Annotated in this window: 21 protein-coding genes; 7 read left to right on the top strand and 14 right to left on the bottom strand. The window is 46.7% G+C overall.

The genetic code is table 11. The features are described from left to right. Positions 1–11: 11 nt before the first annotated feature. The 3 genes from H3H32_RS31605 to H3H32_RS31595 all read right to left on the bottom strand — a co-directional run bounded on the left by H3H32_RS31605 (position 12) and on the right by H3H32_RS31595 (position 2392). Positions 12–1082, bottom strand: a complete 1071-nt coding sequence (locus H3H32_RS31605; protein WP_182459720.1) for a ferredoxin--NADP reductase — start codon at positions 1080–1082, stop codon at positions 12–14. Between the two features lie 141 nt (positions 1083–1223). Continuing rightward, positions 1224–2072: an N-acetylglucosamine kinase gene (locus H3H32_RS31600; protein ID WP_182459719.1), complete on the bottom strand. Its 849-nt coding sequence runs from the start codon at positions 2070–2072 to the stop codon at positions 1224–1226. 68 nt (positions 2073–2140) lie between these two features. Further along, a complete protein-coding gene (locus H3H32_RS31595) occupies positions 2141–2392 on the bottom strand; it encodes a cytochrome b5 domain-containing protein (protein ID WP_182459718.1) in 252 nt (83 codons plus the stop codon). 104 nt (positions 2393–2496) lie between these two features. On the opposite strand from H3H32_RS31595, the gene H3H32_RS31590 reads away from it, so the two are divergent. From H3H32_RS31590 to H3H32_RS31575, 4 genes are all read left to right on the top strand, one after another. Then, complete coding sequence (locus H3H32_RS31590) at positions 2497–2946, top strand: hypothetical protein (RefSeq protein WP_182459717.1); 450 nt, start codon at positions 2497–2499, stop codon at positions 2944–2946. Positions 2947–3091: 145 nt separating this feature from the next. Beyond that, on the top strand, positions 3092–4117 hold the full coding sequence (gene thiL / locus H3H32_RS31585) for a thiamine-phosphate kinase (RefSeq protein ID WP_182459716.1): 1026 nt from the start codon (positions 3092–3094) through the stop codon (positions 4115–4117). Positions 4118–4258: 141 nt separating this feature from the next. After that, positions 4259–5146 carry a cyclase family protein gene (locus H3H32_RS31580; protein ID WP_182459715.1) on the top strand — a complete coding sequence of 296 codons (888 nt, stop codon included), beginning with the start codon at positions 4259–4261 and terminating at the stop codon, positions 5144–5146. Positions 5147–5166: 20 nt separating this feature from the next. After that, entirely contained in the window at positions 5167–5610 is a 444-nt protein-coding gene (locus tag H3H32_RS31575; RefSeq protein WP_182459714.1) for a hypothetical protein, read from the top strand. Positions 5611–5621: 11 nt separating this feature from the next. Here the strand turns inward: H3H32_RS31575 and H3H32_RS31570 are convergent, their stop codons facing one another. The 7 genes from H3H32_RS31570 to H3H32_RS31540 all read right to left on the bottom strand — a co-directional run bounded on the left by H3H32_RS31570 (position 5622) and on the right by H3H32_RS31540 (position 15072). Next, on the bottom strand, positions 5622–6194 hold the full coding sequence (locus H3H32_RS31570; RefSeq protein WP_182459713.1) for a hypothetical protein: 573 nt from the start codon (positions 6192–6194) through the stop codon (positions 5622–5624). Between the two features lie 118 nt (positions 6195–6312). After that, the gene (locus H3H32_RS31565; protein ID WP_182459712.1) at positions 6313–7398 is read right to left on the bottom strand and encodes a mannose-1-phosphate guanylyltransferase; all 1086 of its coding nucleotides are present in this window, start codon (positions 7396–7398) and stop codon (positions 6313–6315) included. 363 nt (positions 7399–7761) lie between these two features. Beyond that, complete coding sequence (locus H3H32_RS31560) at positions 7762–9279, bottom strand: efflux transporter outer membrane subunit (RefSeq protein ID WP_182459711.1); 1518 nt, start codon at positions 9277–9279, stop codon at positions 7762–7764. Further along, positions 9276–10379 carry an efflux RND transporter periplasmic adaptor subunit gene (locus tag H3H32_RS31555; protein ID WP_182459710.1) on the bottom strand — a complete coding sequence of 368 codons (1104 nt, stop codon included), beginning with the start codon at positions 10377–10379 and terminating at the stop codon, positions 9276–9278. The genes H3H32_RS31560 and H3H32_RS31555 overlap by 4 nt, the downstream gene beginning before the upstream one ends. A gap of 19 nt (positions 10380–10398) precedes the next feature. Beyond that, positions 10399–10698, bottom strand: coding sequence for a DUF952 domain-containing protein (locus H3H32_RS31550; RefSeq protein ID WP_182459709.1), 300 nt, complete (start codon positions 10696–10698; stop codon positions 10399–10401). Positions 10699–10816: 118 nt separating this feature from the next. Next, a complete protein-coding gene (locus tag H3H32_RS31545; RefSeq protein WP_182459708.1) occupies positions 10817–13969 on the bottom strand; it encodes an efflux RND transporter permease subunit in 3153 nt (1050 codons plus the stop codon). Positions 13970–14139: 170 nt separating this feature from the next. Beyond that, the gene (locus tag H3H32_RS31540) at positions 14140–15072 is read right to left on the bottom strand and encodes a helix-turn-helix domain-containing protein (protein WP_182459707.1); all 933 of its coding nucleotides are present in this window, start codon (positions 15070–15072) and stop codon (positions 14140–14142) included. 461 nt (positions 15073–15533) lie between these two features. Here H3H32_RS31540 and H3H32_RS31535 point away from each other — a divergent pair, with 461 nt between their 5' ends. Beyond that, a complete protein-coding gene (locus H3H32_RS31535; RefSeq protein WP_182459706.1) occupies positions 15534–15980 on the top strand; it encodes a peptidylprolyl isomerase in 447 nt (148 codons plus the stop codon). A gap of 194 nt (positions 15981–16174) precedes the next feature. On the opposite strand, the gene H3H32_RS31530 is transcribed toward H3H32_RS31535, so the two are convergent. From H3H32_RS31530 to gcvP, 3 genes are all read right to left on the bottom strand, one after another. Then, positions 16175–16984, bottom strand: a complete 810-nt coding sequence (locus tag H3H32_RS31530; RefSeq protein ID WP_182459705.1) for a TspO/MBR family protein — start codon at positions 16982–16984, stop codon at positions 16175–16177. A 77-nt stretch (positions 16985–17061) separates the two neighbouring features. Continuing rightward, positions 17062–19077, bottom strand: coding sequence for a CHU_0125 family OmpA-like outer membrane integrity protein (locus H3H32_RS31525; RefSeq protein WP_182459704.1), 2016 nt, complete (start codon positions 19075–19077; stop codon positions 17062–17064). Positions 19078–19271: 194 nt separating this feature from the next. Then, complete coding sequence (gene gcvP, locus H3H32_RS31520; RefSeq protein ID WP_182459703.1) at positions 19272–22169, bottom strand: aminomethyl-transferring glycine dehydrogenase; 2898 nt, start codon at positions 22167–22169, stop codon at positions 19272–19274. Positions 22170–22638: 469 nt separating this feature from the next. On the opposite strand from gcvP, the gene H3H32_RS31515 reads away from it, so the two are divergent. After that, on the top strand, positions 22639–23427 hold the full coding sequence (locus tag H3H32_RS31515; RefSeq protein ID WP_182459702.1) for a class I SAM-dependent methyltransferase: 789 nt from the start codon (positions 22639–22641) through the stop codon (positions 23425–23427). 9 nt (positions 23428–23436) lie between these two features. After that, the gene (locus tag H3H32_RS31510) at positions 23437–24177 is read left to right on the top strand and encodes a hypothetical protein (protein ID WP_182459701.1); all 741 of its coding nucleotides are present in this window, start codon (positions 23437–23439) and stop codon (positions 24175–24177) included. Positions 24178–24181: 4 nt separating this feature from the next. Here H3H32_RS31510 and H3H32_RS31505 read toward each other — a convergent pair whose 3' ends face one another. Then, positions 24182–25399 (bottom strand): glycosyltransferase family 9 protein, encoded by a 1218-nt coding sequence (locus H3H32_RS31505; protein WP_182459700.1) that lies wholly within the window; start codon positions 25397–25399, stop codon positions 24182–24184. Between the last annotated feature and the right edge of the window lie 37 nt (positions 25400–25436).

The raw sequence follows: 25436 nt of genomic DNA, 5'->3' as shown, positions 1-25436 counted from the left end.
GAAAGAGTCTTTTACTCAATCTCAATAACGACATTCGGACCAACGGGGTGAGCTACGCAGGTAAGCACGTAACCAGCCTTCAATTCCGACTCGGATAAACCGTCTTCTTCGTCTAGTTTCACCTTACCCGATGTACAGCGTCCCAGACAAGCCGTACACATACCCGCCTGACAGGAGTACGGCAAGTCAATATCCAAATCCAGCGCTGCTTCCAGAATAGTCTGATGAGGGGCAACGGCGAATTTATACTCGCTACCTTCATACAGGACCGTTACTTCTGGTGTTCCATTATCGGCAGCTGTAACGGGTTCTTCAACCACTTCACCCGCCATAACTGGTGCTGTAGCATAGCTTTCTTTATGAACGTGTTCCGAAGAAACACCAACCAACGATAAGGCTGAGCGCACTTCGGCCATCATACCATCGGGTCCACATAAGTAAAAACTGGCATTCTGGCGTTCAGAAGCCGGAAGCTGATCTAATAATTTCGTCAATGTATGCTGATTCAGGCGACCTTCGGCACCAGTCCAACCTGCGCTGGGCTGACTCAGAATATGCGTTACCTGAAAGCGCGAACGTCCATAACCTTGTTCCATCGCATCTAAATGCGCTTTATAAATAATGGACTCCTGGTTACGATTACCATAGATCAGCCACACCCGGCTGTTGGGTTCTACGTGCATCGCCGATTTCGCCATCGAGAAAAGGGGCGTAATACCACTGCCCGCCCCAATCAGGATAATTGTCCGCCGATTTTGGGGATCAAGTTTCGGGACGAACGTGCCCATAGGCTCAAGGGTTTCCAGAATATCGCCGGGTTGGATACGATCGCAGAGGTAATTTGAGGCCAGTCCACCCGGAACACGCTTTACCGATACAGACAAGGATACATCAACGTGGGGCGACGACGCCATTGAGTACGACCGGCGTATCTTTTGCCCATCTATGTTGAGTAAAAAAGTCAGGAATTGCCCCGGCTGATAGCGAACTTCTTCGTTAATGGGGTGCCAGAAGCTTATTGTCACCGCATCGGGCGTTTCCCGAACGATGTCTTTTATTTTCAAAAAATACCGATTTGCCATTATTCAGGTGATTGTCAGTTTACGGTTTACAGTATCCGGTTTACGATGGGCTAACACATCGAGAGTTATTCGTCAGCCCACCGTAGACTGAATACTGTAAACCGTAAAACATTCTGCAAAAGTACGGCGAACACACGGAACTTACCCATTTTTATGGAATTCAACTAACTGTTCGGCAGGTGCTTTTAGAATACTACCCATTGTTAAGCCTGTTTGTTTGACAGCCAGTTGCAGTGGTTTCGCAAAATAGTAAGCAATCGACCCTACAAAATAAATCGGCCACGAACTGGCTTCGGGAAACCGTTTGACATAGGTAGTCAGAAATAACACAAAGGCCTCCGTCACCAAATTGGCGATGTAAGGATGTTCCAGATGCTCGGATAAGAATGGTGTAAATGCGGCAAAGTATCGATTAGGGAAAGGCTTTTGATACGCATTTTCAAGTAACGTTGGGCGATCCAGGGCGTAACGTAATTGAAAGGCTTCGCGGAGTTCGGCGGGTAAGCGTTCCTGAAAAAAATCCCGAACGAGCGTTTTACCCAAATATCCTCCGCTTCCCTCATCGCCCAGCCAAAACCCAAGTGATTGAATACCTCGTGTGAGTTGACCTCCCTCATAGCAGCAGGCATTTGACCCCGTTCCCAAAATGCAGGCTATTCCGGATTGGTGACCGATTGCTCCTCGGGCGGCTCCCAGCATGTCACTATTTACCTCAACAACCTGCAAACCAGGCAATACTGCCTGAAGCGCATCGGCAACAATAGGATTCACCGTTGGGCCAGTGCAACCTGTTCCATAAAAAAAAACCTTCGTGATATCGGTATCGTTCAGGTATGGAATCAATTGCGCCTGCAACGTATTAACCATTTGAGCAGTAGTCTGATAATAAGGATTGAATCCATCCGTTTGAATAGCGTATGTACTGCCATTGCTATCAACAAGTCGCCAGTCGGTTTTAGTTGAGCCGCTATCAGCGATCAGAATTTTCATGTTTAACAATTTCAGGTTCCAGGTTCAAAATTTCACGTTTAATCGGGTATAACATGAAATCTTGACCATTAGATTAATTTCCCAATCGCTGGGAAGCGACTAAAAACACGGTCGGTATGGGGAGCATCAGCCAGTTCATCGGTAAGATCTTGTCCAGCCCAGTGTTCATAATGTTTACCATTACGCCATAAACGCGATGTTGATAGGTCATAAATAATGCCTTCGTACGCGCACCAGATTTCGTCACGATCCTGCCCATTGCGTAAAGCTAGCTGCATACGGGTATACGATGGTAATGAACTTGGGGTAGTAAGAGACATATGTCCGTTGGCTCAAACAAATGAATTATTAGGCATCAATTTTGCGAGTGCCAACAAAATTAGCGTAACTTTAGCCACTCTGATTCTCTTGCATTTGATTAACTATGAGAAAGACTTATTCTATCGCTTTTCTTTCAGTATTAACCCTGTTTAGCCTACTAGTAATGGGCTGTGGTGGTAGTAAGGTAGCTCCCGTTTCAGAACGAATTGCCAAAGTCTGGACAGCTAGCAAAGTGGATGAAAACAGTACCACTGTTTACACCAAAGGAGGAACTACCAATATTCGCAACTATACCAGCTTTAAGCTTGATTTGAGTTCACCCCCAACCGTTGTATACACTGAATTCGATGGGAATAAATTTACTGGTCAGTATTCCCTTCCCGATGACAATACGCTCAAACTGACGAACCTGAACCCTTCGCCAACGGGCGACAATGGAACCATCACCTTTACGATTAACTCCATTGACGACAGCAACTTAAAACTTACCCGAACAACAGCCAGCCAGAAGACAGGTAATACAACAAACGTCTACACGCTGACAAATCCCTAAGACATTCGCAAACCAATTACCAGAAAAAGCCGTTCCGTATGTCAAATCGGAACGGCTTTTTTAATGGATAATGAACAATGTACAATGATCGTATCTATCAATGCATTATTCATTGGCCATTATCCATTATTCATTACTAGTTATCATGACAGACTTAAATACACTTGGCGAAATCGGATTAATTGAACGAATTCGGCAGGCTACCTCTCAACCTACACACCCTGAAACCATACGTGGTATTGGCGACGATGCCGCTGTGTTTGACTGGGGCGATGAATACGGCTTACTTACCACCGACATGCTCGTAGAGGGTATTCATTTTGACCTAACCTACGTACCGCTGAAACATCTCGGTTATAAAGCTGTAACCTTTGGCGTATCAGATATTGCCGCCATGAATGGTTTACCCATACAGGCAACAATTAGTATTGGATTAAGCAGCCGATTCCCCGTTGAGGCTATCGATGAGCTGTACGAAGGTATCCGGGCGGCCTGCGAAGCCTACAATGTAGATTTAGTTGGGGGCGATACGACTTCCTCTCGTTCGGGGTTAATTATTTCCGTCTCCGTTCTGGGAAAAGTCCCTAAGGATTTAATTACGTACCGAAATACAGCCCAGCCAAACGACGTAATTTGCGTAACGGGCGATTTGGGTGCCGCTTATCTGGGTTTGCAGTTGTTAGAACGCGAAAAACAGGTGTTTCTCGCTGACCCGAATATGCAACCCAATTTGTCGGAAGAGCGAGCCTATCTGGTTCAGCGTCAACTTCGCCCCGATGCCCGCACCGATATGGTTCATGAGCTTCGTGATCTCGGCATTCGGCCTACGGCTATGATCGATATTTCGGATGGATTAGCTTCTGAACTACTCCATCTTTGTCAGCAATCGGGTACGGGAGCGGTAATTTTTGACGAAAACTTACCGATAGATGACCAGACGCATTTGGCTGCCGACGAGTTCAAGATAAGTCCGGTGACGGCCGCGTTGAATGGTGGTGAGGACTATGAGCTATTATTTACGGTTCGTCCGCAGGCGTTTGAAAAATTGGAAACCAACGCCCGCATTACGGCCATCGGCTACCTAACGCCCGACCCAAACCAACTTGTTTTATCCACAAAAGCTGGCCAACAAACGCCTATTCGGGCACAAGGCTGGGAGAGGAAAAGCTGATTTCAAACTCTGGCGCGAGTATTCACTCGTGCCCTATAATAAAGCCAGCATTCGCTGACGTACTCAGTAACCTATTGTGCCAGCGAATGCTGGCTCTATTATGGGCACGAGTAAATACTCGCGCCAGAGACGAATCTACAAATGCAGAAACGAGTTAAGTTCGATTTTGAGTTCTACTTTACCAATGGGGGTAGTTTAAAAGGGGAAGATTTCCGACTGGATATTGAAGGCGAGACGATTTCGGATCAGGCCCTAATAGATTACGTTATTGCTGATTTACGCCTACTAATGGTTGGTCAGGCCCGTATTCTCAATAAAGAAATTATAACCGAAGCACACAAACGCGCATCGACCGAAAAAACGGGAAGGCGAAATCGGCTTATTGACTTGAGTCATACAATTGAAGCGGGTCTGGTTACCTATAAAGGGCTCCCCGCCCCTATTGTTTGTGACTACCTGAGTCGCGAAAACTCGCGCCAGTTTTATGAAGCAGGCACGGAGTTCCAAATTGGCAAAATTGAGATGGTGACCAATACAGGTACCTATCTGGATTGCCCGTTTCATCGGTTTGAGCACGGGAAAGACTTATCAGAAGTAGGTCTGGAAGCATTTACAAATCTGGAAGGCATTGTTATAAGCGTACCTTATTCCGAAACACTGGCCGTTACAGAAGCTCATTTACTGAATTATGAACTTCGGAACCGCGCCGTTTTAATTCATACGGGCTGGGATGAATTCTGGAACACTGAAACTTACTACGAAAATCACCCGTTTCTGACCGCTGATGCTGCGGCCTATCTACGCGATTGTGGCGTTAAGTTAGTTGGGATTGACTCGCACAATATTGATGATACAACCGGCAAAAGCCGCCCGGTACACACAACCTTGTTAGGAGCCGATATTTTGATTGTCGAACATTTGTGCAACTTGGCGCTAGTGCCCCAAACAGGCTTTACGTTTAGCGCCGTTCCGCCTAAGTTTAAAGGTGTTGGAACATTTCCGGTACGCGCAATGGCCACTGTTTACTAAGCCTAACTTCTTATACTTTTATGCGCCTTACGTTAAACCCACTTTCATCCTGGCTACTAATCTTCACCATAAGTTTGTTATCCCTAACTGGCTGCAAAAAAACTGAGTCGATACCAGCACCAGACCCTAATCTAGCATCTGCCATATCCGGTCGATATATCGTTACAACCATTACGGCAAGTGGAAGCACACAACCGATTTCGATTGTCAATGGGTTGGTTGTTATAGTACCTACTGGAACCGCGCTGGATGTAGTAAACGTCACATTATCTTACATGACTGCCAGTGCATCCGGGAGCACCGCTTTTTCGGAATTGAAAACGCTTTCGTTACAGCGGTCGGGCAACGCCATTGATTTGTATTCGGGCACAACTAAAGTGGGCAGTTGGACAAGCACAAGCTTAACGTTTACGAATTATCCATTTAACAATTCAACCGTGAGCTTTACCGCAACAAAAGAGTGAGTTGTCGAAGTTTATTTCACCCGAACGAACTTTGAATAACAACGCCGTTCACATCGGGGCTGAAGCAGCATCGTATCTGCATTAAACTTCAATCCCTGCTGAAAGTAGACATTAGCCCGATTAGTCGTAATATACAGATTAAGGAATAGACTGTCGGGATATGTTTTATCGACCAAGAAATACTTGATTGGGTAGTAGTACGACATTGTGTCTCCCTTGGCGCTTAACTTGCCATCCGTATTAAACGTTAATGTTTGTGGCAGGCGATCGGAGTAGCGACCCGTACGGTCAACTGATTTTGTCGTGATAATCGTGTCTTTTTCAAAATGGGCTTTTACCAGGACAGAATCGATCACGTATTGATTATTGACAAAAGTCGAGTCGATTTTATAATAATCACCCACTGAGACCGAGTCAATCAAGGTATCATTGACAATTACGGGGTATAATCGCTCAACAAGGCGCCACGTACCTGCAATGCGGGGATCACTTGCACCGGGCGAAAAATTAGCATCCGATTCTTTACACTCTATGAGCAGAGTTGCCAGAAGTAAGGTTAGGCTTAGGTAGAGAACTTTTTTCACGAGTTAATCAGCAGCTTATAAGGCTAACGAACAGACGGTTTGAGTCATTGCCCAGTCGGTTTTGTTCGTAGACAATCTTCCCGAACAGGTAAGCTATTCGGGAAGATCTTACGCCATCCTAAACAAACTCCGTGCCTCGTTCTTTAGCATCGGCGACAAAGTTCTTCACTTTCTGTTCTTCCTCCTTGCGGCAGATCATCAGAACGTTGTCGTATTCAGCCACAATATAGCCATCCAGGCCATTCACCACGACCAGGCGATCTTTTGGCGTTTTGATAATGCAATTTTTGGTATCGTAAAGCATGATATGACCGTCAACCACATTGAAGTCTTCGTTCTTATCCGATACTTCATACAAAGATTTCCAGGTGCCCAAATCCGACCAGCCAAAATCACTCAGAACAACATATACGTTTTGAGCTTTCTCCATGATGCCATTATCGATAGAGATGCTCTTCGTAAGCGAGTATGCCTTATCGACAAACGCACTTTCTTTCTCGGTGTAATAAGCGCCTTTTCCTTCTTCAAAAATTTCGGCAACTTCGGGTAAGTATGCCTCAAATGCGTTGATAATTGTCTGGGCATTCCAGACGAAAATACCTGCATTCCAAACGAATTCGCCACTTTCGACAAACTGTTGTGCCAGTTCAAGGTGTGGCTTTTCGGTAAATGTTTTTACCCGCAACGGACGTTGGTTTTTAATACCCTCGCCCGATTCGGGAATGTATTGGATATAACCATAGCCAGTATCAGGTCGGCTTGGCTGAATACCAAGCGTTACCAAAATCTCCTGCTCTTTCGTAGCTTCCAGCGCCTTTTGAATCGTACGCTGAAACTCTTCTTCTTTCAGGATAATATGATCGGCAGGAGCAACGACAATATTCGCTTCCGGATCTTGCTGGGCTATTTTATAACAGGCATAGGCAACGCAGGGAGCCGTGTTCCGGGCAATTGGTTCACACAAAACCTGATCATCCGAAAGCTGTGGTAACTGCTCCTGACAAAGGTCTTTGTAGAGTGAACTGGTAACTATATAAATATTTTCGGGGGGGCAAATACCATTAAAGCGATCGGCCGTTTGTTGAAGTAGTGTTCGGCCTGTGCCGAGAACATCGTGGAATTGCTTAGGATAACTTGTTCGGCTGAAAGGCCAGAATCGTGTTCCGACGCCCCCCGCCATAATAATGACATACGTATGATTCATTGATATTGACCTAATTTTATAACAAAGTTGCTATTATCTTATCGTTTTTATACCAGAAAAGTTTAGTATTCTTATCGCAGGGCCGACGCTCGACTGAGTGGCTCTCCAATAAAGTTGACAATTTACACGTAAACTCAAGCAGAATATATTTACCAATACTAGTTATTAGTATCTTCAAGTATTTTCTTTTAATAATTCATTAATTTTCTTAACACAGACCAAGGGGTATTCCATCAGCAAAGATACACTAGTGATTTGACCTAAAAATCACAAAAAAGCAGTACCCTTTAGCAAAGAATACTGTCTTTTTGCTCATCTATTAATTTAGTGACTGGGCTGACCTCAGCAAGCCACTTTTCCTGACTACCAGTCTCCCCCAACCGCACGCAACAACGCAACGGCATATTGTGACTCCTGGCTCCGAAGCTGTACTAACTGTTGTTCGGTTGTCAGAATAGTTCGTTGGGCATCAAGCACTTCCAGATACGTAGCCAATCCTCGAACGTAAAGTTCGCGGTTATACTGTTCCGTCCGGCGAGCTAATGTCAGCGTTTGACCTTGCAAGTCAATCTGCTGACGTAACAACGTAAGGTTATCGAGCGCCGTTTCGGCATCGCGTTGAGCTAACTGAATTGCCTGCAGGTACGTTTGCTGATTGCTCTGGATTGCCTGTTTCGCGAGGGCTATGTTCTGCCGCGCCCGATGGCCTTCATAAAGGGGGACCGAGGCATTGAAGCCTAGTATGTACGTTGCGCTGGTCGGATTTATCCATGGACCAATCCGGCCCGATAGTAAACCTGCGGAACCAACCAGGTTTACGCGCGGCATTGTACTATTTTGCTGAACTGTGACCTGTGCAGCCGCGATCTGATTCTGCCGAATGAATTGCACCAGATCAGGACGGTGTTGTAATTGCTCTGGCGATACGCTGGTATAGGGATAACTTGGCACTGTTGCTGGCAAAGCACCATTAGGCACCGAAAACTGATTAGGGTCCTGCGCACAAAGCTGCGATAAGCCATTAACCAGCTCAACGCGAGCCCGTTCCAGACCTTTGAGCGTTACTTGTAAACCTGCATAATCAGTTTCGGCACGTTGCACGTCGATCTGGTTAATCAGACCAACCCGGAAACGCTCCCGAAGAATGGATAACGTCGTATCACGCGATTGAATATTCCGACGAAAAACGGCTTGTTCAGCGTCGTTGCCCCGAATGAGCAAATAGGTCCGGGCAATGTCGGATGCCAGCGTTAGGCGAAACGTCTGATAGTCGGCCATGCTAGCCTGCGCCTGCAAATCAGTGACGGCAATGGTATTCCGGATTCGTTTGAACAAATCCAGTTCATAGCTGGCATCAATTGGCAATAGCTGAAACGTATTCAACTGAAACCGGGGAGTTTCATCGGGTGCCGCCGTTGCCAGCGCTAATGGCCGGTGCTGTGAGAGACTCTGGGTGGTAATCAGGGCCGAACTCCGCAAAGAAGGCGACAAGAAGGATTGGGCCACCCGCACGCGAATTCGGGCTTCTTCAACGCGACTAAGAGCCGCCCGTAAATTGGGGCTATTGTCTAAACCCAACTGAATCAGCGATTCCAGCAATGGATCACCAAAGCGACGGAAACCGCTGGTCGTCATCGTAGGAGACAGATCAGCGGTAGTAGAACCCGACGTTACAAGGGGCGCTTGCGCATTTGCAGCACCTGTTGCAGCCGACTGAGGCTGAACAACTCCAGGTGTATTGGTCGACCCATTGCCTGGTTGAACGGTTACTGAACCACCTGGTGGGCTAATGGGTGTTGTTTGTGCACTAACTTGGTTACAATAAATCGCAGTACCAACTGCAACAAGATAAACACTAACGGCTAGACTACTTTTTTTCATCGTTGGGCTACGGTTTTTTCGGCAACATTCCCTTTCCGGAATCGAACTTTCTGACCCTCGTGGAGTCGATCATTCGGATTAGTTACTACGGTTTCCTGTCCGGTCAGGCCATTTGTCGCTTCGAGCGTGGTACCATAGTCTCGGCCTAATGTAATTGGAACGAAACGCACTCGCTGGTCTGGATCAACCACCACCACTCGTGGGCCTTCGGATGTTATTTGCAACGCATTGGCTGGAATCAAAATGGGTGCCGTAGCCGCAATCATATCAAATTTCACCTGACTGTACAAACCAGATGGAAGGGCCTGTTTGGGATTCGGGATCACTACTTCGGCTAACAGCGTCCGTGAGTCGTTCCGTAAAGCGCCCGACGTCCGAACTACTTTACCCATAAATTTCTGGTTCTTTAACTCAGGAACAACAACCGTAGCAGGCATACCAATTTTTATGTACCGATAATAGGTCTGTGGCACATCAACAAATACCCGCAATGTTCCCAGTTCAGAAAGGGTAAACAGCGGCTGGCCGGCTCCCGGCGATACAATTACGCCATTTTCAGCCGTCCGACTGGTAATGACCCCACTAAAAGGAGCACGGATTTGCTGTAAATCCTTCAACGCCTGTAACCGACCCAGGTTAGCCTTAGCTACGGCAACACCCGATTGGCGGGTATCGACATCCTGTTTCGCGATGGCACCAGGTAATTGCACGCTTTGCAAACGCTCCAAATTAGTTTGTGCTAATTGCTGATCCGCTTGAGCACGAGCAATATCCTGATCAAGTTCGGGCACGTCGATCGTCGCCAAGATTTGTCCTTGTTTTACCTGGGCACCAATATCGGCATACCATCGACGCAGAAAGCCCTGCGTACGAGCGTACAAAGGTGTTTGCCGGTATGGCTGAATCTGGCCAGGCAGCGTCAGGCCCGTTGTGTCTGACGAGTGTTTCAGCGCAACGGTATTGACAATGGGCTCGCGGTTCTTTTCTACTTCAGATGCCGCTTTTAATTCCTGCGTATTCTTAATGCGTGGCAGTACTCCGAAAAATACAAACAGAGCAGTGAGTGCCAGTAAGGGAATAATGATTCGAATTAGTTTCATATAAGTAACTCAAAGACAATTAGTTCAATTGTTCTATTTCGATAACAGCGTCTTTATTGAGTGGCCCATATAGATGGGGGAACAACTCATTGTTCGTGGCAAGTTCATATTTCAGTTCATGCTTCAGTTTGGTCGTATCAACATGCAAGAGCAGTAAATCGGGAACAGTTGCATAATAACGGCTCAACGTGGCTCCTACCTGTTCTTTCTGCGACAAATGGATGAAACCTTCAGTCTGTAAACTGGCAGCTTCATAATTCGGCGAGTCTTTCTGACTGGCCCAATCGGCAGCAGGAACGATGTGATAAATCAAGCTCATATCTTTATTTTTTTCATGGCTCCGGCCACCCGGTCCGACGTCAGGAGGAATCTTAAAGTATCCTTACTTATACATCAGGAAATTTTAAGATTCCTCCTGACGTCGGAATGACAAAAGTTTATACAGTTTTACTCTTTCGGGCCAGATAGCTAAACACAACTGGCACAAACAAAAGAGTTGTGAATGTCGCCATTAACAAACCGCCAATTACGGCTCGTCCCAGCGGAGCATTCTGCTCACCACCTTCACCTAATCCTAACGACATAGGCAGCATCCCAATAATCATAGCGATCGCTGTCATCAGAATCGGGCGTAGACGCGTCCGACCGGCTTCGAGCGCTGCTTCATACGCATTGCCACCGACTTCGGGCAGGTGATCTTTCGCAAAACTGACGAGCAGAATACTGTTTGCCGTGGCCACCCCAACGCTCATGATGGCCCCCATCAGCGATGGAATACTGAACGTAGTACCCGTTAAGAACAGCATCCAGACCATGCCACATAACGCACCTGGCAACGCTGTAATGATAATGAACGGATAGCGGAATGACTGGAAATTGACCACCATGAGCAAGTAAACCAGCAAGGCAGCAAACACAATGCCTATGCCCAATCGGGTGAACGCGCTTTCCATACTCTCCACCTGACCACGAATCGAAATGACATTACCCGGTTTGAGCTGCGGTTTATATTCGGCCGAGATTTTCTCTAATGCTTTCGCGACTGAACCTAAATCCGTTTTCTCAACCGAGGCATACACATCGTAGGTCGGTTGCGTATTTACCCTATTAATGATAACGGGAGCTACCGTCCGCTTCATCGTCATCACGTTGCTCAACAATTGTGGGCTAATCTGGTTAGAGGTAATTGGCGTTTGAAGCAACTTATCGTACGAATCAAGTTTGTACGGAGGTGTCTGTACAGCAATGACGTATGGAAAACCTGTATTTGGGTCCGGCCAGAAGTTTGGGCGAGTTTGTCCAGTACCGCTCAACGAAATATTCAGGTTCGTAGCCACTCGTTGCTCGGTCAGGCCAAATTGCCCAGCGCGTTCGCGGTCGACATCCAGAAACAGCTCAGGAGCATCCAGAACCTGATGCAAATGCACATCCACCAAACCCGGAATCTGCGCAATTTTATCCTGCATATCCCGCGCCACTTTCAGGTTATTGGCCCGGTCGAAACCTGACACTTGTACGTCTATTGGGGCTGTCAGACCGAAATTCAGAATCTGACTAACAATATCAGCCGACAAAAAGAAATACGTTACGTCAGGCATTTCTTCGCGCAATCGCGCCCGAATTTCCCGGACGTAGTCATCTGTTGGACGTGAGCGCTCTTCAGTCAACGAAATCAACAGTTCAGCATCAGCAGAACTAGCGGTTGAGTTATCGGAGAAAAAGAAGTTGTATCGTTCTGAGGTTAAGCCAATGTTTGAAATGATTGAACCGACTTCGTCTTCTGGAATGACCTCGCGAACGATTTCAGCCGTTTTAGCCGAAATCTGTTCAGCCGATTCGAGTCGTGTGCCCGCAGGAGCCCGCAGGTGCAATCGCATTTGTCCACCATCAACGCGTGGGAAGAAATCACGACCTACAAAAGGCAAAAGTACTCCTGTGAAGACAATGATAACCAGAAAGACAGCTAATACGCTTTTGCGATTATTGAGTACCCATTCTAAAGCACCAATATAACGAGCCTGAAACCGATCAAAACCCGCATTAAAGCTATTATAGAAGCGGGCGAACGCATTAGGGCGCTTATTACCATGCTCCCCGGCCCCGTGCCCCTCGTTTTTCAACATCAGGTCAGCCAGTGCTGGAACCAATGTCCGCGAGAGTACATAGGAAGCCAGCATGGCAAATACCACCGCTTCGGCCAACGGGCCAAATAAGAAACGGGCCGGACCTTCGAGAAACAATACCGATGTAAAAACGATACAGATGGTGAGCGTCGAAACGAGCGTTGGTGTAGCAATTTGCTGAGCCCCTTCGAGAATGGCCTGCCGCAACGGCATTCCTAATTCCTCGTTCCGGTGAATGTTTTCGATAGTTACTGTTGCGTCATCCACTAGAATACCGATAGCCAGCGCTAACCCACCTAAGGTCTGGATATTCAGTGTCTCGCCCAATAAATACAGGATTACCAGCGACGACAGAATCGAGAGAGGAATCGAAATAGCAACAATCAATGTACTGCGCCAGCTTCCGAGGAATAGCAGGATCAAAGCCGCCGTAAGCAAAGCCGCAATCAAACCTTCAACCAATACGCCTTTGATAGAGGCTCGCACAAATAGCGACTGATCGAACAGCGCTTCAATACGCAGGTTAGACGGAGCTGCCGCCCGAACTGTCGGTAAAATCTGGTTTTTAATCTTGTCGACAATTTCCGTAGTCGATGCGTTACCCGTTTTCACTATCCGCATCAATATACCCTTGCTCCCATCCTGCTTAACGATATTTGATTGCACCGCGGCACCGTCATGCACATTGGCAACATCCCGCATGTGAACCGTTGTACCCCCAACCGTTTTGATCGGAATGTCATTCAGCGTCGTAATGACGTCGGGTTTTGAGTTTAGGCGTACATTATACTCCCGTTCCGCTAACCGAAGCGAACCGCCAGGAAGCGTTAGGTTCTGCGCCGAAACAGCATTGGTAACTTCTTCCGGGGTAACGTTATACGCAATCAACTGATCCGGCTCCAAATCAACCGCAATCTGGCGGGTTTTCCCCCCAAACGCCTGCGAAAGCCGACTACCCGGCACGGTCGAAATCTGAGGGCGAACGCGCGTTTGGGCGTAGTCGGTAATTTGGGCTTCGGTCAGACTATCAGACGATAGGCCTAATTGTAAAACTGGTACGTCGGTCGCGTTATAGCGGACAATTAAAGGCGGCTGTGTACCGGGCGGCATCCGCACCAGAATAGTCTGCGAAATGGCTGTTACCTGGGCAAGCGCTTCTTCAATCTTAACGGATGGCTGGAAAAAAATCTTTAAAACTGCGGTTCCATTATACGTCTGCGATTCGAGCCGCTGAATGTCACTTACGTTGTTGATGAGCGAAGTTTCGGAGAAGTTGGTAATCATCTTCTCCATTTCATTGGTTGATAGCCCCGTGTAACCCCAAATAACCGATACTACGGGAATATTGATACGCGGAAAAATGTCGGTTGGCATTTGGTTAACTGCCAGCCCGCCCATTATCATAATCAGCAACGCCATTACAGCGATGGTATATTTTTTCTCAAGTGCTAAGCGGACAATCCACATGTTGAATCAGGTAAGCAATTAATACTTATTGCATTAAGTGTTAACTCTATCTAGTAATAGGACAAAATTAGCGGTGCGCCTATCAACGGAACAGGTAGGTTTTGTAGATTCACTGGTAAAAAATGCAGATTCTAAAAACTGACTCATCAAAATTACCAGTCGACATTGGATTATGCGGCTAAAGCGTACCGTTGTTCGCGGTAGGCACGGGGCGTCATTCCGGTAATACTTTTAAAAAATTTGGTAAAGTTGGAGGGGTCTTCGAAGTTCAACTGATAGCCAACTTCGGCTACCGTCAGGTTTGTATTTCGAATTAAGTTCTGAGCTTCAAACGCTGTTCGTTCCCGAATGTGCTGGAGAGCTGTTTTACCTGTGTACTTCTTTAAAATATCGCTTAAATAATGTGGATGAATGTGCAGTCGATCGGCTGCTTCGTGAACCGTAAGTAATACGGGCGTTCCCTGATTGGGATCGGGTAGGTAATACATCTGCAACAGGCTCTGGAAGCGCTCAATTAAGGACACAGGCTGCGAATAGTCGATAGCAGAAAGTGCCTGACGGTACACCTGCCGACTCTTGATCAATGAAGCCTGCAACAGATGATAAATAAGGTCCAAACGATCCGCTTTTGAGCGTGTTGGATGATTGGACTCCGTAGCAATCAATTCGAATTGATTCGCCAGTTCGTTTGTCTCCTCAGGCGTAATATGTATCAATGGCTGGGCACCCTTTCGATAAAACGGGTACTCCTGCATTGGGTCGGAAAGTACCGATCGTTTGGTTACGAATTCTGACGTAAACATGGCTACGTAACCATGCCATTGGTCTTCTTTATGAATAGACCGAACCGTCCACGGACGCAGGAAGTATAACGTACCCGGCTGTACGCGATACGGCACGCCATCCAGGTGAATCGTTCCGGTACCTTCGGTCACAAGAGCCACTACATAGGTACTACTCCGAAAAGGTGGAATTACCTCACCCGGCCCACCGAATTGCTCAAACGGAAAAATACCGAAGCAACGATTTGTCGACTCAATCGACTTCACTGCTTTCAAAAAATCCGGTAAATTATCGTAATAAGGTATCGATTGAGTTTCCACGTCAACAGGCTAAAAGAGACAAAAAAAGAGCAACAATAGACTTGTAGAGAAACTTACGGAAGTAATATTACTCAGGGAGCAGAATAACGTTGAGTATAATTGCACAAAAACAAGAAATTAGCTTTTGCTCCAGCTTCTTTGCAACTTAATATCAGGCAATTTAGTTGCATTATTCCACAAATACCAATCGATAAATTGGCTTATTCTAAGAATAAATTTATTCATTTATACCATTTGATGATTATTATATAAAGTACATAAGCGGACCAGGAAATGTAATTGCGTTTACATGATGTATATTCATTCACTGCATCGTTTATGAAGCTCCTACCTATACAGGGCCCACAACTGCTTATTCTTAGACCGACTTTCTCCCGACCGCACGGTCGCTTAACCCACTTTTGTTCTGTCTGAACTGGAAATCATTGTAATTTTGTGGACCAAACAAAATTGATTGAGTTATGCCAAAGGCACAAATGAATACAGATAAGGGCACGATGACCATTGAGTTCTTCGAGCAAGATGCCCCAAAAGCAGTAAACAACTTTATTACGCTGGCTAAAAAAGGCTTTTACGACGGTGTCAAATTTCACCGCGTTATCCCTAACTTCATGATTCAGGGGGGCGACCCAACTGGAACTGGTGCGGGTGGTCCTGGTTATACAATTGATTGCGAACTAACAGGGAATAACCAGTATCATGACCGGGGTGTACTGTCGATGGCACACCGGGGCCGTAATACAGGTGGTTCGCAGTTTTTCATTTGTCACAACCGTCAAAATACGGCGCACCTTGATCGCAACCACACCGTTTTTGGTAAAGTGGTGGACGGGCTGGATATCATTGATGAAATTCGTCAGGGTGATAAAATTAACAGCATCACTATTCTGGAAGACGAAGCGGCTTAAACCAACTCGTCTTCTTACAAGTAAAACGCCCACACGTCAAATGATGTGTGGGCGTTTTGTTGTGATGCTAGCTTCTCGTCGTGATGTCAGTTTTGAGAAACTGACATTATGCGGTTTCCCGAAACAGTCGAAACAAACGGTTTTGAAAAACCGCATAATTTCGGGTATAAGTACCCGACACCACAATTCAACTATTAACTATAAACCTGTGTTTTCCGAGAAACCATACCTGCAATAGCGACTCCCACCGCAACAATAGCTCCTATTCCGGCTACCAATTGTATTTGGGGATAGTCTTTTTGCTCTACTGCAATAGCAATGTAAGCCCAGGCAAAAACCAGTATATAGCCCACGCTTCTGAATCGATTGAAGACGATCACGCCAACGATAAGCCCAACGATTAGCATGGCCATCGCCCACGTTTGTTCGCTTAAGCCCATCAAACCAAAGTTTGTCGCTTTTAAATAAACCGCAACATTTAAAATAGTCGCGACTGTAAGCCAGCCGAAGTAGATAGAAAACGGAATTCGGGCCAGCCATGTCTCTGTGGCAGAAGCTGATGATTCAGGTAAGGTATTATCCGGATCGGTTGACAAAACAGGAACATGTTGCCGTTCCAATAAGCGTTGTTCAATAATGACGAGTGAAAATAACATCACCAGAATAACGATCAGGGCAAGTCCGATATACTCATTGTTAAACAGCGGACTCCATATGGCATTGCAAAGGGCGTTTAATACTACCCACCAGCCAATAGCTCGAAAGCGGGGATTGTCTCGCTGGGAAGAAAGTGTCTGGTAGATAGCAAAGGCCAATAGCCCCAGGAAAATGATTCCCCAGATAGAAAACGCGTAACCTGCCGGAGTAATCAGAGTGTGATACTTATCAGAAATCGCCTTATTTGTTTTCCCTCCAAATGCGCCAACGTTGGAGAGATAATTCATAACAATAAGTATGATTATACTGAATACGACGAAGAATTGGCGCAGTTTATCACTCTTCATAAAACAATAAGGGCTTGGTTATTAAGATATAACCAAGCCCTTAAAGATAGTGTTTGTCCTGGTAGTAAACCAGGATATTACAATTCCAGAATCTTGATCTCAGTTCGGCGGTTCTTCTGATGTTCTTCTTCCGTTTTCGCATTTTTGATCACCAGGCGCGTTTCACCGTATCCTTTCGCCACCAACCGATCGGCCGAGATTCCCTGCGATACAATGTAGTCAACGGCCGCTTTTGCCCGGTTCTGCGATAGCTTCATGTTATAGGCATCGGAAGAACGGGTATCCGTATGCGAGCTGAGTTCGAGTTTAAGCGTTGGATTATCTTTCAGAATGACTACGATCTTATCGAGTTCCGGCGAAGCATCTGCCCGAATGTTATACTTATCCAGGTCATAGTAAATATTCTCCAACACAAACGTCTTGTTCAGTACTGATCGATCGAGTAATACGGCTACGTTAAACGTTGTATCGGTCTCCGCTTTGGTCAGGAAAACAGGCGGAATGCTTTTTCCCTGCATGGTAAATTGCTCCCGACGTGTCAGGTACCCTTTCCGTTCAGCCAGAATGGTATAGTCTTTTCCTTCCTGCAAAGGATATTTACCAAATGTACCGGCTTGCCCCGTTGTTACCTCAGCAATGGGTTGGCCCGTAGCATCATCCAGAATCCGAACCTTGGCCGAATCGAGTGGAACGACAGTTGTTTCATTGGCCGAAACTGTTCCGGCAATAAAATAACGTACTGTTTTAGGCGCGTCAGATGGCGGATCGTTCTTAGCAATGGTCGGGGTGTCAGTAGTCGTATCGGGGCCTTCCTGGAAGAAATAAATATCGTCGTCACCCTTACCACCACCACGATTCGAGGCCATAAAGCCTTTTGTTGGGTCAGTATAAATCAGGCCAAAATCATCGGCGGGCGAGTTGATTGGTTGCCCCATGTTCTCAACTCGTGTAACACCGCCAGAACGTGTGGCCACAAAAACGTCCAGCTTACCTAATCCCGGATGTCCATCCGACGAAAAATACAATTTGGCATTTGGTCCAACATAGGGAAACATTTCATCGCCCGGCGTATTGATATCGCGGCCCATATTAACTGGTCGGCTAAAGCGCCCCGACGCATCAATACTGGTGCGATACAAGTCGATTCCACCCGCTCCACCAGCGCGGTTCGAGGCAAAATAAAGTGTTTTGCCATCGCCGGAGAACGCCGGAGAACCATCCCAGGCAGTTGAGTCACTGATCGGCAGTCGTAGTGGCTGACTCCAGGTATTGCCTTCACCTAAACGACTGATATACAGATCAACATCCAGGCCACCTTTACGCTTCCCGTTATTACCACGGGCAAAAACCATCGTTTTACCATCCTTCGAAAAGGCTGGTGTTCCTTCATTTACATCGCCTTGAAACACATTTGTACTGAATACTTCCGGCGTTCCAGAAGCACCGCCAGCATTGCCCGTTTCGTCGGGTTTCTGATTCAGCTTAGTTTTATAAAGACCCAACATGGGCAGGCCATTATTTTTATACGTCTGATCTTTCCGGGAAGCCGTAAAAACAAGTTCTTCTCCTCGAACAACAGGTGCGAATTCTGCCCCTGCCGAGTTCAGGTTTCCCATGTTTTTAAGGGTAATGAGCGATTTATTTTTCGCAATCAGGTCAATCGCTTTCAAGGTTTCTACTTCGCGACGCGCCTTATCGAGTGTAGCTTTGGCTGTCGTTTTAGGCGCATGGGCTACATACTGCTGCAACTGATCAAGAGCCCCGGTATAGTTTCCCTGCGATTTCAGAGCGTAGGCATAATTGAGCCGGGCATCTGGCTCTGTGGTGTTGGCCTCTATGGCTTTTTGGTAAAATGGCGCAGCTTCGCTAAATCGGTTCGACAGTCGATAGGATTCCGCAGTGTAGTAATTCAATCGGGCAGGATCTATGTTTCCCTTAGCCGCTTTCTGGAACTGGCTCAGCGCCAGATTATACTCTCCCGCATCGTAATGGCGAACGCCTTTTTTATACGCCTGCATGGCTGAGTTGCAGCCCATTAATCCAGTGGTCATCCCCACCGCTATTAGTAGTACAGACAACGTATTGATTTTCATAGAGGTATTGAGCAGAAATCTTTTTCCGCGCCCAAGATACTGCAAATTCGGGCGGGTACTACGTTTAACGAATACAATTGGTTTTTATTGAGGCTTTTTCAACGTAACGCGGGTGGAAACCCGCGATTTGTAGTGTCTAGTTTTGATCGCTACAAATCGCGGGTTTCCACCCGCGTTACCTATTAAACTTATACCTATTTCTCTGCACCTACTTCTTCTGTAACCTCCTCAGCATAAGCCTCAACAGGAACACAGGCGCAAACCAGATTTCGGTCGCCGTAAGCAGAGTCAATGCGACTAACACTTGGCCAGAATTTACGGGCCCGAACCTGCGGCAATGGATAAACGGCTTTCTCACGGCTATAAGGTCGGCTCCAGTTATCGCTTAAGGCAACCGTGGCTGTGTGTGGTGCGTGTTTCAGCACGTTACTAGTCCGATCCGCCTGACCATTTTCGATCTCCCGAATTTCTTCGCGGATGGCAATCATGGCATCACAGAAACGATCAAGTTCAGCTTTCGATTCCGATTCCGTTGGCTCGATCATGAGGGTACCAGCTACCGGGAACGAAACCGTTGGCGCATGGAAGCCATAGTCCATCAGGCGTTTGGCAATATCTTCGACCTCGACCCCGGTCGCCGTTTTGAACGGACGACATTCAAGAATCATTTCGTGCGCACAACGTCCATTGGTACCCGTGTAAAGTGTGTCATAATGACCACTCAAACGAGCTTTGATATAATTAGCGTTCAGGATAGCGCGTTTCGTAGCATTTGTCAAGCCCTCACCACCCATCATGGCAATATAAGCGTAGGAAATTGTCAGAATGCTAGCCGATCCATAAGGAGCCGCCGAAACAGCGTGAATGGCCTGAGGACCGCCAAGGTGAACCATCGCGTGTCCTGGCAGGAAAGGCACTAACTGAGGAGCTACACCGATTGGTCCCATGCCTGGTCCGCCACCACCATGAGGGATACAGAAGGTTTTGTGCAGATTCAGATGGCAAACATCGGCACCGATCGAAGCTGGCGAGGTTAAACCCACCTGGGCATTCATATTGGCCCCATCCATGTACACCTGGCCACCATGCTGGTGAATGATATCGCAAATTTCAATAATGCCTTCTTCGAACACTCCGTGCGTCGATGGGTAGGTTGCCATTAGGCAAGAAAGATTATCGCTATACTGTTCAGCTTTTGCTTTCAGATCGGCAATATCAATGTTGCCACGCTCGTCGCATTTCACGATCACCACCTTCATGCCCGCCATAACCGCACTGGCGGGGTTCGTACCGTGTGCTGATTGAGGAATCAGGGCAATTGTTCGGTGCTCATCGCCCCGACTTTCATGATAAGCCCGGATTACCATCAAACCTGCATATTCGCCCTGAGCGCCCGAATTTGGCTGAAATGACATAGCCGCAAAACCCGTGATTTCGCAAAGCCAATCGTTTAATTCCTTGAATAATTGCTGATACCCTATTGTCTGCTCTTTAGGAGCGAACGGATGCAGTTTACCCACTTCAGGCCACGTAACGGGGATCATTTCGGCCGTAGCATTCAATTTCATGGTACAGCTACCCAACGAAATCATCGAATGCACCAGTGAAAGATCTTTTTCTTCCAGTGATTTCAGGTACCGTAACATCTCGTGTTCGGTGTGATGCGTATTGAACACGGGGTGCGTCAGATAGTCGGACGTACGGATCAGTTGCTCCGGCCAGGTGATTTCCAAACCTTCCAGAATAGCGTCCATATCTGCTTTTACCCCAAATACAGTCAGTAACTCCGTCAGATCATGGAACGTTTTCGCTTCGTCAAATGAAACGCTAACATGCTCATCATCGGCAAGATACTTCAGGTTAATTTGAGCCGCCTTCGCCGATTTTTTCAGCGATTCGGTATCCGATACTTTCACCGTTACCGTATCGAAATAATTTTCGGTACTTACTTCGTGAGCACTCCAACGTAGCGCAGTTGCAAACGCCCTTGTCAGTCCATGCACTTGTTCGGCAATGGAGCGAAGCCGTTTCGGGCCGTGGTAAACGGCGTAACTGCCTGCCATAACCGCCAACAAAACCTGTGCAGTACAGATATTAGAGGTAGCTTTCTCGCGACGAATGTGCTGTTCGCGGGTTTGCAACGCCATCCGCAGAGCAGGTTTGCCCTCGGCATCCTGCGATACACCGATAATTCGGCCGGGGATTTGTCGTTTGAAGGCATCGCGGGTAGCAAAATAAGCTGCATGCGGACCACCGTAGCCCATAGGTACGCCGAAACGCTGCGATGAACCGACAACTATATCAGCCCCCATTTCGCCGGGTGATTTCAGTAGGGTTAGCGCCAACAAATCAGCCGCAACGGCTACTGTACTATTTAATTCATGAGCAGCCGCAATCAGATCAGTGTAGTCAAATACTTCGCCATCAGTAGCCGGATACTGTAACAGTAAGCCAAAAATGTCGTCATTAGTTAAATCAACCGTGCGATGATCGCCAATAAGAATATTGACTCCAACGGGCGTTGCACGAGTCAGAAGCACATCGATCGTTTGGGGATGACAACGCTCTGAGACAAAAAACGTGCTGGCATTTTTCTTCGCTGCGGGCCGCATGGCATACAGCATGTGCATGGCTTCGGCAGCAGCCGTCCCTTCATCCAGAAGCGATGCGTTGGCCAAATCCATACCCGTCAGGTCCGACACAACTGTTTGGAAGTTCAGCAGAGCTTCAAGCCGTCCCTGCGCAATTTCAGCCTGATAAGGCGTATAGGCTGTATACCAGGCTGGGTTTTCAAGAATGTTACGCAGGATAACATTAGGCGTAATCGTGTCGTAGTAACCGGTACCGATATACGATTTAAAAACCTTATTCTGGCCAATTATCTTTTTAAAATCAGTCAGAAACTGCATTTCCGATTTAGGCTCGGGCAGATTCAACGATTTTTTGAGTCGAATGATTTCGGGTACGGTTTCCTCAATCAATTGATCGATGGATTGCACACCCACCGTTTTGAGCATTTCGGTCAGAGCCGCGTCCGTCTGACCGTGATGACGGTCTTCAAAGGATTCCTGATAACGAAGATTTAACTTCATTGACGATGGTTTCTATAGTCTGTTAGATCAGACAAATTTACGCAATCCCACCGTAAAAGCCGTATCGTTCGGCTAATTGTCTAACCTATCGGCTTGTAGGAATTAGTTTCACAATAGAGTCATTCGATCTGATTGGGTATTATGAAGCATACTTGTTTTATTTTTATCACTAAATTCATCTGACGCTCTTTTATAGTATACGCGCCTAGACTTTTCTAGAATCTGGACAAAAAAGGACTAAAATCAAGGCACTACACGTTGGTTAACCGACGGACTATCAAAGGCGTATCAGCTGTTCGGCGCCATTCTGGATGAGCAACGAATGAATTCGGCAAGCACACGAGTGAACAACAAGCGGGCCTTCTCTACTATAAATGAACCACATTCTACCTAAGTCGTTCGCTTCATCTTAAAAGCTGGCCTTATTTTTGATTTCGATAGTTATAAATTAGCCTTCCACTGCACTATTATGAAATGTCGTATCTGTGAAAGCGAAACCTCTCTCTTATTTCAGGAGACCGTTTTGAATAAATATAAGGTCGGATATTATGAATGCCCCACCTGCGATTTCGTGCAGACAGAAACGCCTTATTGGCTCGATGAAGCCTATAGTCAGGCATTTACATCAACGGATACAGGAACCCTTCAACGTAGTTTAATTCTTGGGAAGTCAACCATAGCACTCGCGTTTTTTGCTTTTGACCGCCATGCTCGCTTCATCGACTATGCTGGTGGCTATGGTACACTAACCCGTTACATGCGCGATGTTGGGTTCGACTTCTACAGCACCGACTTATACGCGACTAATTTCATGGCCCGTGGGTTCGATGCAAAACCAGGCCGTTACGAATTGGCAACAGCCTTTGAGTGTTTCGAGCATTTTGTTTATCCGGGGAAAGAATTAGAAAAAATACTGGACTATAGCGATAGTATATTTTTCACAACGCAACCCCGCCCCAAACCAGCACCAGCTATTAAGGACTGGTGGTATTATGCCCCCCATCATGGTCAGCATATTGCCCTTTATAGGCCCAAAACGCTGGCGTTTCTAGGGCGGCAGTATGGCTTAAATTATTATAATCTGTTGAACTATCATTTGCTCTCAAAGCGAAAACTGTCGCCTTTTGTGTTCAAGTTTTTAGTTATTGCCGGACGATTGGGGCTGAGTAACGTTGTCAGCCTATTCTTAAAAAGTCGAACTCTTTCAGATGCCGATCTGCTCAAAAAACACCCTTCTGTTCCGGTTCACGTTTCCTAAGCTACTTCCATGAAAAGTTACCAGACCTATGCCCGTTCATCCGTATCTATGTCAACAGATGAGCGATTTAAAGAAACCCTTCACCAACTGTTCACGCAAAACCAGATAGACTATATCATTGAAACGGGAACTTGGTTAGGAACTGGATCAACAAAAACGATTGCAACGACCGTAGAAGGAAAGCATCAGCCTAAAGCCTATTACACCATTGAAGGGAATTTGACCTTTCACACCATTGCTCGCTTCAATCTCCGTAAATGGGATTTTGTTAAGCCACTTTGGGGCGATACGGTAGCCAAAGAACAGGCGCTTAAATTTATCCAGCAAGATGAGGCTTTACATCATCATGAAGCGTATCCTGACGTTTTCATCGACACCTTAGACAATCCGGTCCAGTTCTACACCAACGAATTAGAAGGAAAATTAGGCAAGAACCCGGTCATCAACGCCGTAGACTGGTTTGGCAGTACATTTTTACACCGCAAAGAAGATCTCCTTCGTTCCCTTCTGCTTCGTCATCAGGACCTCCGTCCATTAGTACTGCTGGATTCAGCGGGAGGCATTGGATGGCTTGAATATCAGACAGTTCGCAACACGCTTGCTAACAGACCCTATTGGCTTATTCTGGATGATATTCACCATTTGAAGCACTTCCGGTCTTTTGCCGATGTCCAGCAACGGGACGATTTCCGTGTGATTGACTATAGTGTAGCTGATGGCTGGATGGTAGCTGAACACCTGGCCATGTAGGCGTTTATTGGGAGGATATACTCCGTTTAAGTAATATATTCAGTTGCCGAATAACCCGATCCGTTTCAATGATGGTGATCGGAAAAGGAGATTCTGGATTGAATTGAGGAGCGATTGCCGAAAGATTATTACGGTTTTGTTCAATATACTCCGGATATAGATGAACAATCCGCCCTTGTAGCGGTGGTGAGTAAGGATGCCAGCGAACCAGCGATTTACCCTGTGAAATAACAATTGTGGGGGTATTAGTCGAAGCCGCCAGGTGTACGATTCCGGTTTCATTCGCAATCAATACATCCGCTTTCGATAATACATAGATGAGTTCGGGAATTGATAATTTTCCCGTAAGGTTGAGTACCCGTTCTGACTCAGGCACGTAGGCCAGAAACGCATCGGCATAAACCCTTTCATTGGGTGCCCCAGTCAGAATGATATACTGGTCGGGATAGGTCGTTAAGATATATGTGGCCACTTCAGCAAATCGCTCCGCCGGCCATACCCGAAAATCCTGCCCAGCTCCCAGCGATAAAATAGTGTACTGGCGGGGTACAACAACTTGTTTAGCATACGCTATGTTAAAAACAGGCGGTTTTGCTAAGACAGGTTCCTCCAGAAAGGCTTCTACAATTCGACGGTTGCGTTCCAGCTCAAATACGAGCCCTTCTCCCGAAGGCAGCATTCGTGTGTAGAGTTGATTCCCGAACCAGGCTTCCCACTGTTTGATATTCGCAAAATCGGTCAGGCAACCCACACGTTCTGGGGCTCCTGTTGCGTTAGCCAGAAAATCGTCCAGCACCAGTACGCGGCTATAGGTAGGGCAGAAAACAGTCGAAAACCCTTGCCGCCGAAGCGTTTGTACGAATCTGAATCGATAGAGCGGCCGAGTACTAAGCTTGTAGATATCCGTCCAGATAAAATTATCAATCAGGTCGTGGTCAAAAACCTCAGCAACGGATCGAATCGCGCTATTGGCGCAGAGGGTGATGGCATAATCTTTATACGTTGCCGATTGCCGGATAGCCCGTAAGTAAGGTCTGAATAACAGGTAATCCCCCAACACATCAATTCTTAGAATCAGCAGCGTGTTAGTTTTCTTGGAAACTGACCCAACTGTCAGCACAGCCAGTTTATCAACCAGATACAAGAAAAGATCAATCAGTCCCAGAAGTGGGACAAGCAGGGGCGATGTTTTCAGAATTCGAATGATATTTTTCAGCAACATGGTGGCTCTAATCAATCCAGTATATAGTCAGCCAGGA

The sequence above is a fragment of the Spirosoma foliorum genome (assembly GCF_014117325.1).
Taxonomy (GTDB): Bacteria; Bacteroidota; Bacteroidia; order Cytophagales; family Spirosomataceae; genus Spirosoma; species Spirosoma foliorum.
The sequence above is the reverse complement of the archived record's forward strand: the minus strand, read 5'-3'. Positions and strand labels throughout refer to the sequence as shown.

What these genes read in the sequence shown, in the direction of transcription:
- H3H32_RS31605 (WP_182459720.1), bottom strand. Translation starts at nt 1,082, where the DNA reads ATGGCAAATCGGTATTTTTTGAAAATAAAAGACATCGTTCGGGAAACG.
- H3H32_RS31600 (WP_182459719.1), bottom strand. Translation starts at nt 2,072, where the DNA reads ATGAAAATTCTGATCGCTGATAGCGGCTCAACTAAAACCGACTGGCGA.
- H3H32_RS31595 (WP_182459718.1), bottom strand. Translation starts at nt 2,392, where the DNA reads ATGTCTCTTACTACCCCAAGTTCATTACCATCGTATACCCGTATGCAG.
- H3H32_RS31590 (WP_182459717.1), top strand. Translation starts at nt 2,497, where the DNA reads ATGAGAAAGACTTATTCTATCGCTTTTCTTTCAGTATTAACCCTGTTT.
- thiL (WP_182459716.1), top strand. Translation starts at nt 3,092, where the DNA reads ATGACAGACTTAAATACACTTGGCGAAATCGGATTAATTGAACGAATT.
- H3H32_RS31580 (WP_182459715.1), top strand. Translation starts at nt 4,259, where the DNA reads ATGCAGAAACGAGTTAAGTTCGATTTTGAGTTCTACTTTACCAATGGG.
- H3H32_RS31575 (WP_182459714.1), top strand. Translation starts at nt 5,167, where the DNA reads ATGCGCCTTACGTTAAACCCACTTTCATCCTGGCTACTAATCTTCACC.
- H3H32_RS31565 (WP_182459712.1), bottom strand. Translation starts at nt 7,398, where the DNA reads ATGAATCATACGTATGTCATTATTATGGCGGGGGGCGTCGGAACACGA.
- H3H32_RS31560 (WP_182459711.1), bottom strand. Translation starts at nt 9,279, where the DNA reads ATGAAAAAAAGTAGTCTAGCCGTTAGTGTTTATCTTGTTGCAGTTGGT.
- H3H32_RS31555 (WP_182459710.1), bottom strand. Translation starts at nt 10,379, where the DNA reads ATGAAACTAATTCGAATCATTATTCCCTTACTGGCACTCACTGCTCTG.
- H3H32_RS31550 (WP_182459709.1), bottom strand. Translation starts at nt 10,698, where the DNA reads ATGAGCTTGATTTATCACATCGTTCCTGCTGCCGATTGGGCCAGTCAG.
- H3H32_RS31545 (WP_182459708.1), bottom strand. Translation starts at nt 13,969, where the DNA reads ATGTGGATTGTCCGCTTAGCACTTGAGAAAAAATATACCATCGCTGTA.
- H3H32_RS31535 (WP_182459706.1), top strand. Translation starts at nt 15,534, where the DNA reads ATGCCAAAGGCACAAATGAATACAGATAAGGGCACGATGACCATTGAG.
- H3H32_RS31530 (WP_182459705.1), bottom strand. Translation starts at nt 16,984, where the DNA reads ATGAAGAGTGATAAACTGCGCCAATTCTTCGTCGTATTCAGTATAATC.
- H3H32_RS31525 (WP_182459704.1), bottom strand. Translation starts at nt 19,077, where the DNA reads ATGAAAATCAATACGTTGTCTGTACTACTAATAGCGGTGGGGATGACC.
- gcvP (WP_182459703.1), bottom strand. Translation starts at nt 22,169, where the DNA reads ATGAAGTTAAATCTTCGTTATCAGGAATCCTTTGAAGACCGTCATCAC.
- H3H32_RS31515 (WP_182459702.1), top strand. Translation starts at nt 22,639, where the DNA reads ATGAAATGTCGTATCTGTGAAAGCGAAACCTCTCTCTTATTTCAGGAG.
- H3H32_RS31510 (WP_182459701.1), top strand. Translation starts at nt 23,437, where the DNA reads ATGAAAAGTTACCAGACCTATGCCCGTTCATCCGTATCTATGTCAACA.
- H3H32_RS31505 (WP_182459700.1), bottom strand. Translation starts at nt 25,399, where the DNA reads ATGTTGCTGAAAAATATCATTCGAATTCTGAAAACATCGCCCCTGCTT.